Origin of the sequence: Oligosphaera ethanolica, from assembly GCF_030814695.1 — a bacterium.
Classification (GTDB): domain Bacteria; phylum Verrucomicrobiota; class Lentisphaeria; order Oligosphaerales; family Oligosphaeraceae; genus Oligosphaera; species Oligosphaera ethanolica.
Genome location: NZ_JAUSVL010000001.1, coordinates 5263369 through 5278749, shown reverse-complemented (window position 1 = coordinate 5278749; position 15381 = coordinate 5263369). Strand labels below are relative to the sequence as shown.

At 58.8% G+C, this 15381-nt stretch carries 9 protein-coding genes; all 9 read right to left on the bottom strand.

The window, feature by feature from the left end:
• Positions 1-45: 45 nt before the first annotated feature.
• The 9 genes from J3R75_RS18255 to J3R75_RS18215 all read right to left on the bottom strand — a co-directional run bounded on the left by J3R75_RS18255 (position 46) and on the right by J3R75_RS18215 (position 15043).
• The gene (locus tag J3R75_RS18255) at positions 46-888 is read right to left on the bottom strand and encodes a hypothetical protein (protein WP_307264747.1); all 843 of its coding nucleotides are present in this window, start codon (positions 886-888) and stop codon (positions 46-48) included.
• 264 nt (positions 889-1152) lie between these two features.
• Positions 1153-2562: a helix-turn-helix domain-containing protein gene (locus tag J3R75_RS18250; protein WP_307264745.1), complete on the bottom strand. Its 1410-nt coding sequence runs from the start codon at positions 2560-2562 to the stop codon at positions 1153-1155.
• A gap of 118 nt (positions 2563-2680) precedes the next feature.
• A complete protein-coding gene (locus tag J3R75_RS18245) occupies positions 2681-5089 on the bottom strand; it encodes an FtsK/SpoIIIE family DNA translocase (RefSeq protein ID WP_307264742.1) in 2409 nt (802 codons plus the stop codon).
• Positions 5090-5162: 73 nt separating this feature from the next.
• Positions 5163-6461, bottom strand: a complete 1299-nt coding sequence (locus tag J3R75_RS18240; RefSeq protein WP_307264739.1) for a homoserine dehydrogenase — start codon at positions 6459-6461, stop codon at positions 5163-5165.
• A 475-nt stretch (positions 6462-6936) separates the two neighbouring features.
• Positions 6937-8127 carry a hypothetical protein gene (locus J3R75_RS18235; RefSeq protein ID WP_307261246.1) on the bottom strand — a complete coding sequence of 397 codons (1191 nt, stop codon included), beginning with the start codon at positions 8125-8127 and terminating at the stop codon, positions 6937-6939.
• A 264-nt stretch (positions 8128-8391) separates the two neighbouring features.
• Positions 8392-8793, bottom strand: coding sequence for a DUF6788 family protein (locus J3R75_RS18230; protein WP_307261245.1), 402 nt, complete (start codon positions 8791-8793; stop codon positions 8392-8394).
• Between the two features lie 1317 nt (positions 8794-10110).
• Complete coding sequence (locus J3R75_RS18225) at positions 10111-10911, bottom strand: sugar phosphate isomerase/epimerase family protein (protein ID WP_307264737.1); 801 nt, start codon at positions 10909-10911, stop codon at positions 10111-10113.
• 255 nt (positions 10912-11166) lie between these two features.
• Entirely contained in the window at positions 11167-12915 is a 1749-nt protein-coding gene (locus J3R75_RS18220; RefSeq protein WP_307261450.1) for an IS1634 family transposase, read from the bottom strand.
• A complete protein-coding gene (locus tag J3R75_RS18215) occupies positions 12908-15043 on the bottom strand; it encodes a DUF6788 family protein (protein ID WP_307264735.1) in 2136 nt (711 codons plus the stop codon). Before J3R75_RS18215 ends, J3R75_RS18220 begins: the two co-directional genes overlap by 8 nt.
• Positions 15044-15381 lie beyond the last annotated feature (338 nt).

The following is a 15381-nucleotide window of genomic DNA, read 5'->3' as shown; positions in this document are numbered from 1 at the left end:
GCAACTTGCATGGTCGCGTGAGAAAACCACGCTAGCAGTCAGCCGTTATTTTGCCTCATTGGCGCCTTGGGGAGCTCGCAGCGCAGCGCCTTCCGTGCCGTCGTCCACGTCATCGTCGCTACGCCACTGGTCGATCAGGTCTTCCCATTCCTGTTTTTTGACTTTCCACTCGTCGGCGTTTTCGCGGTAGGTCTCGCGCAGGTCCTTCCAGCGTGATTCCGATTCGTTTCTGATGTTGTCCGCTTTTTCTTCGAGTTCTTTTCCTAGTGAGGAAAAGCGCGCCAGGGCGTCTTTGGCGCGGCTTTTTTTCTTCCGCTTGTCGGATTTTACGTCAGCAGTCGTTTTTTCGTCAGTTTTGATGAGCTCTTCTGAGCCGGAAGCGATGGCGTCTTCGATATTTCTATAGAGATCGCCGTCGAGGAGTTCATCTTTGGTAGCCTTGAGGTCGTTGATGTAGTTGCGGAAAAAATCGGCTTCGTTATCGGCGTCCTGCCTAAGTTTTGACATGTCGATTTTTTCAAACCAGTCATAGGCCTCGCTGGCGATGGTTTTGCTGTCGTTGGCGACCTTTTGGACGTCGACTTTATCGATTTCATCACGGAAGTCATCTTTGATTTCCATGACGTCTTCCTGGATGGATGCGTCTGAGACTTCCTGGTCATTAAGCCATTCGCTGAATTCATCAAGGTGCTCGTCCTTGAAAGTGCGAAGTTCGTCTTCGGCGTCGAAATAGTCATCGTTGATGATATTTTTGGCGGCATCTCTGACCAGCGGTTCTGCCAGTTGGCATTTTGCGGGGCAGGCGACTTCCGATGGAATGTCAGCGGACTGTCCCCATAGTGCAGCAGCAGATATGAAGATTGACATCGGCAGCAGGACTTTTTTCATTGCAACTCTCCCACGTTGGACTGTTATGAAACCAGGACCACGAAAGAAGGAAACAAGCATAAAGGCACAGGCACCGCGTCATTGCTGGGGTCTTGTTGGTGGCCGTATTCTCATCGATAGAACACGATATCATGCCTGCACGCAGGCAGCAAACAACCTCTCGTGTACATCTAGTGGAAAACAATCATCCGACATTGGCAAAAAACAAGGGCCACACAATGGGTTATGTGTGCCGTTCGGGAAGTATTTGCCTCATACTGGCGGTCAGTTGGTGGGGATTTGCAGGAGGTCGAGGGGGGGGCGGCGGGGCTTGATGTGCTGGGCGACATCCATTTGGGGTTGGGTATGAGTGGTTGTTGGCTTGTTGCGCTGGGATTGCTGGTAGAAGAAGGCGCTGGCGACCAGGACGAGGATGGCCACCACTAGGATGCCGATGAACAGACCCGGCAGGCTGTAGAGGGAGTGGGCGCTATCTTCTTCTGTGGCAAGGCCCATGGGCGCGAGGACGTTGCGGCCGGCGGCGCTGTCCGCGCGGCTGGCGGGTGTCGCCAGCAACGAGCCGGTTTCGCGGCCGGCCGCGCGGCTTTCCTGTTCAAAGAGTTCTTTGATGGGCTCGGGGTCGATGTCGTATTCGAAGCAGAGGCGTTCGATTTCCCACAGGCAGAATTGATCGGCCGGCAATTTGGCGTAATTGCCTTCTTCGAGATTGACGATGAAATCTCTGGAGACGCGGGTCCGTCTGGCGATTTCCTCCACTGTGACGTGCGCATTCGCGCGATGTTGCAGGAGTTGCATGCCGACGGTGTCGCTGTCGCCAGTGATAGTGTAGACAGAGACTTCGCTGGGTGGGGTGGGCTTTGCCGGGATTTTTCCCTTGGTGGGTGCGGTTGACGCAGATTGCGGATGGGTCGTTTGTGGCGGTGCCGGCGGGCGTTGTCGCTGCGACGGGGGGGCGGTTGGGGCTGGCAGGTCGGGGCTGGCAGCAGCAGCTAGGTTCGCTATGGGCTGTGCCTGGGGGGTGCTGGCGTTTGCAGCCGGCCTTGCACGGGGGATGGCGTCCGGCGTAATGGCGGCGGTTTCGGCAGATTGGGCGCCTGGGGCGTCGTCTGGCGCGGTGTTGTCGCGAGAAGACGATGTCGGCAGGACAACTGGTGGAGAGGACATGACTGCTGTCGCTGCAGTTGCCAGACGGGGTGCTGTCGCAGGCATAGCAGCGTTTGTTGGCGGCGAGTCGGTAGCGCGAGCCGAGGCCGTGCTGCTCATGTGGGACGCGCTGGCATCGTCTGAGGGTGTGAGCTTGTCGCCTGTGGACGTGCAACTGCTTGTCGGTTCAGCTGGGGAGGCGCACCCGGCGGTGCCATTACCAGCGGCGGTGAAGTCGGTCTCGTCAGCCATGTCGTGCTGTTTTTTTGCTGTGACCAGTTGGCTGCCAGTGGGGGGCTGGGCGCTATCAGTCGCGGTGGCGGCGTGGCCAACTGCCTGGGCCATTGCCACATCAGCGGCGTGCGGCGGCGGCGTTGCCGCGCGGTCGTGGTTGGCGTCTGAGACTGTCGGCGCTGGCTGTTGGGACGCCGCCGCCTGGGGAGTTAGTGCGTTTGCGTTGGGCTCGGGTATGCTGCGGGGAGTTAGCGTGGGGGCTTGCGTGGCGGTATCATCGCTATCGCTTCTGGGCATGCTGGTTGACGCGCTCCAAGTGAGGGGCAGCTTGGGTACGGCGGTGCTTTCTGCTCTGTTGCGGATTTTCAGCATGGTGGTCAAAGGTGGGCCGTGGGGTGTCCAGTGGCGGGCTTAGTCAGCGGGTGGCATCGTCCTCGTCGTCGTCATCGTCGTGGGTTGGTTTTGGCTTTTTGTCGCCGAAGGCATTGGGAGCGACCATGAGGATTTCGCGTTTGCCGGAGCCGATTTGTGGCCCGACGACGCCACGGCGTTCGAGTTCTTCGATGAGGGTCGCGGCTTTGTTGTAGCCGATGCCCATGGTTCGTTGCAGGTAGCTGATGGTGGGGCGGCGATCGCGGAGGACAATTTCCTGCGCCTGGCGGACGAGCGAGTCATCTTCGCCGCCGTCGTCGTCGGCAACGCCGGGGAGTTTACTGGCGCCGGGGATGGTGCCATCGGTGGCGCCGTTGTCCTCGTCGTCAGCGCTGCGGAAGACGGATTCATCGAAGTCCTGCGGCGCTTGCGCGGAGACGAATTCGACGACGCGGTCGCGTTCGGCGTCGCTGGCCATGCCGCCCTGCAGTCTTTCGATGCTGGGTGCGCCTGGCGGTTTGAAGAGCATATCGCCCTGGCCGAGGAGAGATTCGGCGCCCTTGGTGTCCATGATGGTACGCGCGTCGATGTGCGAAGACGTCTGGAAAGCGATGCGGACGGGGTAGTTGGCTTTGATGGTGCCGGTAATAACGCGCACATCGGGGCGTTGGGTGGCGATGATGGTGTGAATACCGACGGCGCGGGATTTGGCGGCAATTTTGGCCAGGCCCTGCTCGACTTCGGCCTTGGCGCTGGCCATGATGTCAGCGAGCTCGTCGATGATGAGGACGATAAAGGGCATGGTGTCGGGAATGACATTACCCAGGTCGTCGAGTGGTTCGGGGTGTGCCGGGTTGCGCTGGCGAGCATTGAAGCTGGTCAGATCGCGCACGCCGACTTTGGCGAGGACGCGGTAGCGGCGTTCCATTTCATTGATGGCCCAACGTAGGGCCAGAGCGACCTTGTTGACTTCGGTGATGACTGGCACGATGAGGTGCGGCAGTTGGTGGTAGGCCTGGAACTCGACGACTTTGGGGTCGACCATGATCATGCGCAGCTGATCTGGGCGGAAGCGGAAGAGCATGGAGGTGATCAGCAGATTCATACACACGGATTTGCCGCTGCCGGTGGCGCCGGCGATAAGTAGGTGCGGCGCTCGGGAGAGGTCAAGAATGACCGTCTTGCCGCTGATGTTCTTGCCCAACAGGAGGGGTATTTGCATGCGTGACATTTCCCACTGCGGGTCCTGCATCAGATTGCGCACCGTGACGGTTACGCGACTCAAGTTTGGCACTTCGATGCCGACCAGGTTCTTGCCGGGAATGGGCGTGAGAATGCGCAGACTGGCGGCCTGCAGGTCCATGCGCATGTTGGTCTCAAGGCTGCTGATGCGGCTGAGTTTCACGCCCGGGGCCGGGGATATCTCGAAGAGAGTGACTTGGGGGCCGGGGACGGCGTTGACCACGGTGGCCTCAATGCCAAAATTGTCCAGAGTATTTTGCAGAATGGCCTTGTTGCGTTCGATTTCCTTGGCTTTGACGCTGTTCTGGCTTTCGTCGCGTTGGTCGAGCAGGTCCAGGCTGGGCAGGACATAGTCACCATCCGCGACGGGAGCGGGTGCTGGGCGAGGGACTGGCGGCCGGGCGGCGGCGGCCGCGGCGGCGGCTGGTTCGGGATGGCGTGGAGGGAGTGGTCGACTAGGCGCAGCGGCGGGCTCTTGGACGGGCGAGGGCGGCATGGGCAGGTCCACTTCAGTAGGGCGTGATGCGGCCTTGGGTGGGTGGGCCTGGAGCATTTCCTCGACGGTGGGTTCCTTGTGGAATTTGCCGGTCAGGCCGGCAGTCATGCGTGCCAGCGGATTGCCGCAGAGCAGCTGCCAGTCGAAGAACCAGATGATGCCAAGGGGAATGACGATGAGCGATGATGCGACGATTGCTGAGCCGGTGGAGTTCATCAGCAGGTGCAGCCAGCCGCTGCCGGGGGCGCAGAGACGTTGACCGAGAACGCCGCCGGGTATGGTTGCGATGTTCAGGCGTTCCGTGAGGGCGGCGCCGGCGCCGGGCCAGATGCCCAGAAGCATGGCGCAGCCCAAAAGCAGGAGCAGGAACGCCGTCGGGTATTCCCAGGATGCCGGTCGTACGCCACGGCGCCACAACAGCCGGCGCAGGCTGCAGAGCAGGGCCAAAACCGTGAAGGGATATGCCGAGAGGCCGAAGCTGAGCAGCATGAAAGACGCGACATGGGCGCCAACATAGCCGATCAAGTTGTGTGGGTAGGCGCTGCCCTGCAGGCCGCCGGCGTAAAAATCCAGGTCAGCGGCATGATATGAGCCGACGGGCCAAAGGGCAAGAAAAAGGAGCAGGAAGAACAGCAGCGCCAAGTAGCGGCTGAAACGAAAACCCGCGGCTGCGGGCGGCGTGTCGCTTGAGTTGTAAAGTGCTGGCGCGGTCATGTCGTTGCTTTGCTGCTGCTGGCATTGCGGCGGGCGGCGGGCTTGTGGCCGCGCCGCGTCGCATTGCGGGCACCTATTGTTCGAGTTCTTCCAAGCGGAAGAGTACGGGTTTTTCAAAGACTTCGGGGAGGGCGCCGATGGCGGCCATGGCGTCAAGGATGGACCGTTCCGGCGCTTTGTGGGTGAGGATGATCATGGGCACGGCGGGCATGGCCAATTCCTTTTGGGCGACTGTCGCGATGCTGATGCCGTGGGTGCCCAGTAGGCCGCTGACCTTTGCCAGCACGCCGGGCTTGTCCTCAATCTGCAGGCGGATGTAGTAGCGCGAGACGATCTGCTCCGAAGCCATCAAGCCGTCGTATTGCTTGTAGGTCTTGAAGGCCGGCAGACGCTGGGTGCAATTGCGCAGCAGATTGAAACCAATATCGACAATGTCGGCAATGACGGCACTGGCGGTGGCCTGGCGGCCGGCGCCGCGGCCGTAGTACATGGTGTTGCCGACGATGTCGCCCTGTACCCATACGGCATTGAACACGCCGTTGACGTTACCGATGAGCGAATTGGCAGGTACCAGCGCGGGTTGCACGCCGAGTTCAATACGGTTGTTGATTTCCTTGATGATGGCCAGCAATTTGATGCGGTAGCCCATTTCGGCGGCGTAGTCGATATCATTGACGGTCACCGAGCGGATGCCCTGAACGTGCACGTCCTTGGCTTGGAACCACTGCCCGAAGGCCAGGCTGGCCAGTACGGCGGCTTTGTGGGCCGTGTCAATGCCGTCGACATCAAGTGCCGGGTCGGCTTCGGCGTAGCCGGCGGCTTGGGCGGCGCTGAGGACATCGGCGAAATCCGCATGTTCATTTTCCATGCGGGTGAGGATGTAGTTGCAGGTGCCGTTGAGGATGCCCAGGACGGTCTTGATGTGGTTACCGACCAGGCCTTCGCGAAGCGCCTTGATGCAAGGGATGCCACCGCCGACGCTGGCTTCAAAACCGATGTCGCAGCCGTGTTCACTGGCGACGCGGAACAGCTCTTCACCGTGGGTGGCTAGCAGTGCCTTGTTAGCGGTGACGACGGATTTGCCGCACTGCAACGCTCGGAGGATGAATTCGCGGGCGATGGTAGTACCGCCAATGAGTTCGACGACGATGTGGATATCCGGGTCGTCAAGGATTTCCATGCTACTGGTGGTGAGCACGCCCTCGGGCAGGACAACGCCGCGGTCGGTGGTGATATCGAGGTCGGCGACGCGTTTGAGTACCGGCATGAACCCCGTGCGGTCGGCGATGAGCTTGCCATTGTTGAGGATTGTCTCGGCAACGCCGGCACCGACCGTCCCAAAACCGATTATGCCAATATTGACTGTTTTCATACTGATGTGATCCACGCCTTTCTGCTGAAAAAAAGAAACCCTTGCCGCCTGGTTTGGCGGGAAGGGCTTCCTAAGAAGAATGCGGAAAGCTCATATTCCCAAATAATGCCAAAGACCATGCGCGGCGATCTGTCGTTGATTCTGCGTAGTTGTCATGTCCTGTGCAAAGCCTCATGTTGAAACGGAAGATAACTGAAGCAATATAACCGTCAAGGCTGGCAACTCAATGACCTGAGGGTGAAAAACAGCGTTGAATAATGGGTTTCTCCGTTCGGGTCTTCCGGTGGCCGTTCTCTTGATCTGGCAGAATGTGGGCGTAGATTAGCGTTGACCTGTCCGCACAGTTTGTTAGCCCTGTGATTTCGCTTGGAGCTTTTATACTGTGGAACGGGTCTTTTTTGTGTCCACCTATGTTGAAGTCAGTATCTGGGGCGAAGGCATCGAGCACGGGAAGCATTCACGCGGCACCCTTTTGCTATCCCGTCAGCCATCTGATGCGCCAGGACGAATAGTCTTCGAGCAGGCGCAGCGCCTGGTTCTTCAGGTTGTTCAGGAACGCCCTGGCTGTCGCCGCCAGGCTTTTGAAGATGATTCGCAAGCTTCCGCTCACGTTGCCGCCGCCGTTCACGTCCCGTGCGACCAGCTCGATGAGGTTGGTCTTCCCCGCCAGTTGCATGATGCAGAAGGCGATCATCTGTAGTGTGAAGTGGTTTTTCAGCGCCTCGCCCTTGGTGCCGTATGCGTGCTCGATGTTCAGCCCCAGATTCTTCATTTCGTTGAAGCCTTGGTTTTCCTCCACCCAGCGTGTGCATCCAATGTCCTCAAAGAAGGTCACCATTTGATTGGGTGTCTTGATGACGTGGCTTGTCACGCGCGAGTATTTTTTGCTTTCCACCTCCTGGTTGTTGTCGTCGAGGATGACTCTTTTCATCTCGACGTAGGTCACCGGCACGGCGATGGCCCCTGGCTCTCTGCCTTTGCCGAAGGCGTATTTGATATCTACGGCCCGGTACGTTTGTATCGTTTTGCCGTTTTTGCCAGGGATTTCTTGCACGGTCGTGCGAAACTCTCCCGCGGCGAGTTTTTTCGCCAGCTGGTCTCTGAGCCCCGGCACCTTGTCCTCGGCGTGGCTGATGCAGAAGTGCCAGCCGTAGTGCCGGAACATGTCCATCATGTCGTAGTTCAAGGACAAGGCGTCAAGAAGCACGGTGAGCCTGAGCATGGGATGGTTCTTTTTCAGCAGCGCGAAGGCCTTGGTCTGCGCCTTGAGCTCGCAGTCCTGCTTCTGAAATTCGGGTTCGTAGTCATCGCCGTTTTCCACGAACTCCCGCATGAACGGAAGGATGATGCCATGAGGTGACACGAAGGACAGCAGCAGGACGTAGGCGTGATACGCCAACGTCCCGTCGCCATGATGTCGGGTGGTGCTATGGGCGATGGGGCGCGTCGTGCTTGTCAGTCCGGTGCCGTCCGCGGCCACGAGGATGGTGTCTGCCAGTCTCTCCCTGCATACCTCCAGTCGCTTGGCCTTGAGGAGGTTAAACACCGTATGTTCCAGCACGTCGGCCAGCCAATGCTCGGCCAGTCCAGCCAAGTAGTAATTGATGGTTTCTCCGCGAGCGACCGCGGGCGCCGGGCTGCCGCACAGGCTGCCGATGTTGTCCATGACGTTGGGATCCCCGCCCAGCGCGCGATCGATCTGGCGAAAAGAGGGCAGCGACGACAAGTAGCCCATCAGCGCGGTGGCTATCAGATTTGGCGCGCTGTATAGGCAGCACTGCGGTTTGCGTTGGTCCGCAAACTGCCTGATCATGTCCCACAAATCTGGCATGAAGTAGGCTATGGCGTTGGCATAGAGGTCCATAACCTGGCCGGAAGGAAGCGGGGGCGACTGTGGTCTGCTCATGGTGGGCTCCGTCCCGTTGCCGCCTTACGAGTCTAGGTGATCCTTGACCTGCTTTACCCGCGCCTGATTGGTCTTGCGGCGCTCCCGCGCCGCGACATGAATCCGGATCAGTCGCTCCCCCAGTTCGTCGATGTCCTTGAGCAGACGCTTCAGTCGCTTGTGCTCGGCCACCCACGCCTCAACCTCCTCGGCCATGTCGACCGGGACATAGACCGATTTCGTCTTGCCGGCCACTTTGCTGGTCAGCAGACAACAGGGATGCTTCGGACCACCGCTGGCGCAGGCGCAGGTTTTGCTGCCGCACTTGCGTTCCGTGTGAACAAACGAGCCCGAAATGAACAGGCCCATCTCGCCTAGTTCCCGGATCCTGGCCTGGATGTGAGAACGCAGCGTCGCTTCCGATACCAATTTCAGTTCTTTTCCCATGGTCGCCTCCTGTTGTTAATTGTAGCTAAGAAATTTATGCTAATATTGATTAGTATAAACACTTAGCAAATAAAAGGTATCACGCGCTGGGCAAGATTGCAAGAGGCGGGGGTGAAAAGAATGAATAAGTAACAAGGCTTATCAATTTCGCGGCGACAAAAAAAGCCGCGAAGACTTTTTCTTCACGGCTTCAAATTGGGCTGGTTTACAGGCTGTGCTCGCGAACTGTTTGTTGATTATTCATCGCTGGGTGAAAAAAGCGTCGGTTGCGGTAATCGGTCAGCCATTGAGAATGGCGGCCTGACATGCCGCCGATGTCAATCCCAGGTAAGCAAGTGAGTTCCATTGCCCCTTTTGCCCCAGTCAGCTTCGCCGACTGGGGCAAAAGGGGCCGAGGAACACGAACATGGTCGCCGTTGTACCCAGGGCGGCGCGCGCCTTCGGCGCCGCTTGCCCTGGGCTGGTATGTTTCGCGCTTTCAGCGCTTCTGCCGCTTCGCGGCCAGGGAAACGGGCGCGTTTGACTCAGCCAGAAGCTCTATGGCTCAATTCTCAATGGGTGACCGATTACTCGGTTGCGTAATCGGTTAGCCATTGATAACCAAAACTGTGGGGTGCCTCTACGAGGCACTGTCTGTTGGCAGGCTGCGTCCCCAGGCTAAAGCCTGGGGTTAAGCATGGTTAAGCGCCTACGGCGCAAAAACATGGATGTTAAATGATGGAGGTTTTCGGCCCGAACCGGACAAAGCAAGTCGTCTGGTCGGCCAAGTTCGGCCCGGAGGGCCGTACCATGCATAACCCCTGGTGAGGCGCCCGGAGGGCGCCGCAACCAGGGGTGTGACAACAACTTGGAATTGCGCCTGGATGGCGCCACATTGGTTAGGCACGTCCCGTCTCACTGCGTCGGAGGGGGCATGTCGTGCATCCAATATCAATGGCCGACCTTTGCGGCAGTGGGTTTCATAGGAGTCATTGATAGTGGCCGGGACCGTGGGGACGCCTGAGACCGATGGGGCGAATTGGCGGCGCGGCGCTGGGACGAGGACTCACGGACTCATGAGGCATAGTCCCATGGATTGGACCTCTGGGACGCTCGGGACCGTGTAGAATGACGCATTGGACGCGGGGGACTGCTTGAGGACCTCTTGGACTCCTGGGATCGCCGCCGTCCCGGCGGCGACCATCCAGGGCAAGCGAGACGGCGGGGGGGCGGGTACAAAAAAATCCCGCGGCGGTCGCGTTTGACCGTCGCGGGATGACTTCTTCCCTGTCGGCGTGGCGTAGTTGGCCCTGCCGTGTCAGGTATGGCTGAAGGGGTTTATTTGCGGCCGTAGCCGAGGCCGGTTTTGACCATGTAGTCGTAGCTGCGGCGGATGGACTCGGTCATATCGAAGGGCGAGTTGTCCAGCTCGACGACGACGTGATCGACTTCGGCCGGTGCGGCGGCGAGGATTTCGGCGATGTTGAGTTTGCCTTCGCCGAGGGGGCGGAGGTTGACCTTCTTCTCGTAGGTGCCGTTGACCATCTTGAGGTCGCTGTTGGGGTCTTCGAGGATGCCGTCCTTCATGTGGAGGAGGACGATGCGGTGGTAGAATTTTTCGACCATTTCGGCGGCGTTGTTAGCGCCGAAGTTGGCTGACCAGTAGGCGTCGAGTTCGAATTTGATTTTGGGGCAGAGTTCGGCGTAGATTTCGTATTTGAGCTTGCCGTCGATTTTCTCGAATTCCCAGTAGTGGTTATGCTGGAAGAGGCTGATGCCTTCGGCGGCGAGTTTATCGAGCATGGTGTTGGTTTGGTCGGCGGTGCGTTTGATGGCGTCGAGATTTTCGTAATCCTTGGGGCCGAAGCCGCAGACGACGCGGTTAAGGCCGAGTTCGTGGGCCGTCTTGATGGTCTCGTCGATAGTGTCGATACGGCACCACGGGCGATGGGACGAGTACATTTCGAGGCCGAGGTCAGTCATGATCTTCACGAAGTCTTTTGGCGACAGATCAAAAAAGCCGGCCGGTTCGACGGCGACGTAGCCGATGTCGGCGACGGTTTTCAACACGCTGGCCATGCCATCTTTTTCGGCTTCGGCGCGCAGGGAATACAATTGTACCGCAAGTTTCCGTTTCATGATACCTCCAGGCTGGGATAAGGCGATTTTGACTTTTCGGGCTATGCGCACACTGCGCGCACCCACTACGAACAAAAAAAGACCTGCCTACTTTAATCACAACGGGCTCAATCTCAATCAGCCAGCGGAAAAAATCTACTGGTGGCGGTGGCATGGGTTGTGTTTGTAGATCGGCCCAGGGATTCGCCTGCGGGCTTCAGTTGAGACCCACATTTCTCACTTTTTCATGCACCGAAACCACGCATTTTTCCCTTCTCACGATCGCTCTTTCAGAACTGGTTTGCACGCATAGCCTGGCGTCGTAAACACTTCCATCGTAAGGCCCAATGCTTCCAGGTAGGCGGTGACGTCATCGCTCAAGTCCCGCGCCAGCATTCGCGTTCCTTGCACGAGCATGATCTGTAGCCCTCTGAACTTGGTTGACATTGCGTAGGCCGTTGGCCTTTTGGTTAGTTGCTGGTTGAGTCCCACGAGGGTGCCACCGGTATTTGCCAAGTGATTGCGCATGGAACGCTCGATCAAGCGCCAGATCAGCAGTGATAGAATGAGGATGATTCCGAGCACGTCGATGCGTTCGGCCTTCTTCAAGAACATGTCGTTGACGATAAGCGGGTCTTTCAGGAAGGCAAAGTTGTTTTCCACGCCATATTGTCCCTTGTAGGCAAGGAACAGGCTTTTCGCGTCCATCGCTCCATCTCCTGCCAATGGGATGTTCGTCAACAGGACGAAGCAGCCGGCACGTTCTTCCTCGCGTTTCACTCCCTCCTCTTTTTTTCGGATGGTCGTCTTGAGCGTGTATTTGGGGCGAGTCTGAATGTTTCCGTTCTTCGGTGGACGCCCGCGCTTATTCGCCTCAGTCTGTATGACTTCAACATCCAAGGCATGCATGGGGTCCGATGTTTTGCGCAACGCTTCGGCCGCTTTCTCAGCGTCGGCCTGGCAGAAAAACTCACGTTCCTGCTTCTTGAGCTGCTTCTCCAGATTCTGCCGCGAGGCATTGACAGCTTTCTCCAGGCGCTTCTGCATTCTGCGATCATGCGAGTCGGAATGGACGATGACGGCGCGGTATTTCATCCCGTAAAGAGTGACGTGGCTTTCGGCCACGCGATAGTCGGAACAAGGCCTGCTTACGGGTGACGGCAGCTCGGACAAGGTGCCAAGCTCAACCCATTTCCCCGCGTCGACAGCCTCGCCGACGACCCGGTCGCATTCCCGGTATACGCCTGGAAGACGAGTGACAAAGGGCGTCGACGAAAGAAGCTCCAGGTTGGGCTCGGTGACCAGCGCGGAGTCGGCCACATAGGTGAAGGCGCCCTGGCTAAGTCCATGTTTGGCCATCAGCGAGGAGATTTTCGTCAGCATCTTGTTGTTGTTCGTCTTATCGGAGGCGTTGCCGTCTATGCACCTGCCGAAAATCGGCACGCCACGCTCGACGCAGAGAAGTTCAGCCATCACCTGCTTCAAGTCGGGGTTGTGGTCCTTGCTGTGACCGTAGGTGACACAGGGGGCTCTGGGCGTTCCGTCGTCGGCAGGCGCATCGTCGCTCTTGTCATAGTTGGCGTATTCGCCCCACACGCTTATGGACGTCGTGTCGAAGCTCAGACGGGAACAGTTGATGTGGAAGGTCTTGCAGGCCGAGATGGCTATCTGCGTCAACATATTCGAGGACCCCGCCGCGAAGATGGCGTCAAGAGCGCGGCCAATGTTGGTATCGGAAAAATTGTGGGCGTCGTGCTTCTCACCAAGCAGCAGTTCACTATCCTGCTCCTCCATGAATGACTCCAAGTGGTAGAGAGGGGAGCGACCGCTGAGGGTGTCCAGCACCATCGCCTGGACAATGGCCCCGGGCCTTACGTCCATCCTGGTGTCCACGAAGCCATTGACGATGTCCTGCAGATGAATCGCGTTGCAGAACGCCGCCACAACCGGAAGATGGTCAACGCCACGCACCTCCATGCTGCGAATGGCGGCAAGAAGCTCCGGGGACAACGTGGTGTCAGCCATTGTTTTTCTCCTGAAGAAGTTGCACGTTGATGGCGCTGATGCGGTCCAAAAGCGTCAGCGCGCGTTTGTATTCATCCACATACTGCACGGCCAGCTCCCGCATCTCCTTGGGGATGTACTTCTGCCGCTGCTTCCCGTTCTCATTGACCACGATGCACATGACCGGACCATGCTTCCGCCCCTGGTGGCATTTGCAGTTCGCCCGTGAACAGACGGTGTACCGCTCAACGATGGAACCATGGACCACGTGTGGAAGGCGGGCAAGTTCCGCCAATAGGGCGGAGCGTTCAGCAAGCAGTTGTTGGTGAGTGGCGTTTGACATGCCTATAATGTCGTATATAATATGCGACATGCAAGTGGGCAAATAAAAAAACCGCGAGAAAATAGACGTTTTTTTCACGGTTTTGTGTGAGAAATGTGGGTTGAGATGGAAGAGTCTGGTAGCGCAGGCCTGCAGGGTGAGGTCGAGGTGGTCGGCTTGGTGCCCATCGTCGTTGTCGAGCAATGGCGTGATGCGGCGGGGGCGGTCAAGCAGCAGGTGTTTCGTGCCCGCGGAGTTGGCGTGGATGGCGATGTAGCTGTCGTTGACGTAGATGACGTCGTCGCTGGCGCAGTAGCAATGCAGGCCGTGTTGCCGGCAGAATTGCCGCAGCAGGGTGGTGCTCAGATCGGGCTGGTCGGCGTCGGCGACGAGCAGCGGCTGCTGCTGCTGGCGGCAGCCGGCGATGGCGTCGGCCATGGCTGGGGTCAGGTGGGGGCAGAGGAAGACAAAGGCCCGGTAGCGGTCGGCGATGGCTGGGAAGTCCGCGACGTCGTAGATGTCGTAAGGCGTGCCACAGAGGCCGAGCGGCCGGCGGTTGTCGTAGCAGCAGCGTCGTGCCAGGGCGTTGTCGTTGGTGAGCGCGTAGGCATTTTCATCGACGACGACGGCGAGCTGAGCGATGCTCTGGCGCTGGGGATTGGCGAGATCCTGCTGGGCGATGCGGACGAATTCAGCCATATCGCGCATGATGTCGGGATCGGCGAACCAGCCGCCCCACATATCGAACCACCAGGAGGCGTGGCCGTGGGTGAGTTGGCGGGCGAAATTGGCGCGGATGACGCCGCGGGAGACTGCGGGCGAGGCCGGTCCGAGCCAGACGCCGCGGTCGTAGGTGTCTGGTTTGCAGGCGTTCTCGCGGCATTCGGCCAGGGGCCTGGTCAGGTGGGTACGGCTGTCGTATTCGGTGAAATAGAGTTTGCCGTGGAGCTTGAGTGAGTCGAGGACGGTCATGTTGGGCCAGTCGTAACCGGGCTCGCGCTGATTCATGTAGGAGGCCGGCGAGCAGAGAAAATCGATATCGGGCGAGGCGAGGACTTTTTTGAGGGCATGATGGCAGGCGGTCCAGAAGGGCACTTCGAGGGTGTAGCCGTAGAAACTGCCCACGACCAGATGGCGGTTGGTGCATTCCTTGGCGACGGTGGCGAGGTAGCAGATCGCTTCGGCGACGACGTCGTTGAGGAACTGGCGGAATGCGTGTTCGCCGGCGTCCTGGCCGTGGCGTTGCGCGAAGAGGGCGCGGGCGGCGGGGCCGACGCTGCCCTTCTGGTCAAAGGAGAACCATTCTTCGGTGTTACCGCCGCCGATTTGGTAGCCGATGACGTGGTCGCGCCAGGGGCTGTTTTCGACGTAGCTGATGAGCTGGCGGAGGAAGTCGGCGCTTTGTTCGCGCCAGGCGTTTGCGGCAAAGCACGATCGTTTGGGGCCGTCGTTGTAGCCGCTGTCGTTGCAGTCGTCGGGGTGTTCGTCTTCCCACCAGCGGGGCAGGGCCATGTTCACGCGAGGGAAGATGAAGGCATCGGGGCGGGCGGCGAGGATGGCCTTGAAGCCCTCGTCGAGAGGCGTGAAGTCGTGCTGACCCTTGGTGCTGAAGATGCCCGGGGCGAAGGGGCTGATGCCGCTGACGACGTTGATGCCCTGGTCGCCAAAGTAGCAGGTGAAGGAATAGAGCCGGTAGTCGGCCTTGGCGAAATCCTCATAGCAGTGGCGTTCCTGCAGGTAGGTGATGTAGGCCAGTCCGGGCTGTGGCTGGTTGTTGACAAAGAGGGTCGGGACGCCCCCGAGACTGGCAATGTGCGAGGTGATCATGGGCAATGCCTGATGAATGAGGGTGAAAGAATAGGGACGCGGTGATAGACGAGGAAATATAGAACGTCATGGCCTGATTAGAACGGCGACGTATAGAATTCTGCTGTGGAACAGGAAATCGGTCAGTCATTGATAACGGATGCACGACATGCCTCGTTCTGGCATCGTGGGAAGCGACTAGCCTTGCCAATGTGGCGCCCTCCGGGCGCAATTCTATGTTGTTGTTCTACCCCGGGGTGCGGCCCTCCGGGCCGAACTTGGCCGACCTGACGACGTGATCCGTACGATCTGGGCCGAAAACCACCATCATTCGCTGGCGATGTTTTTGCGCCGTAGGC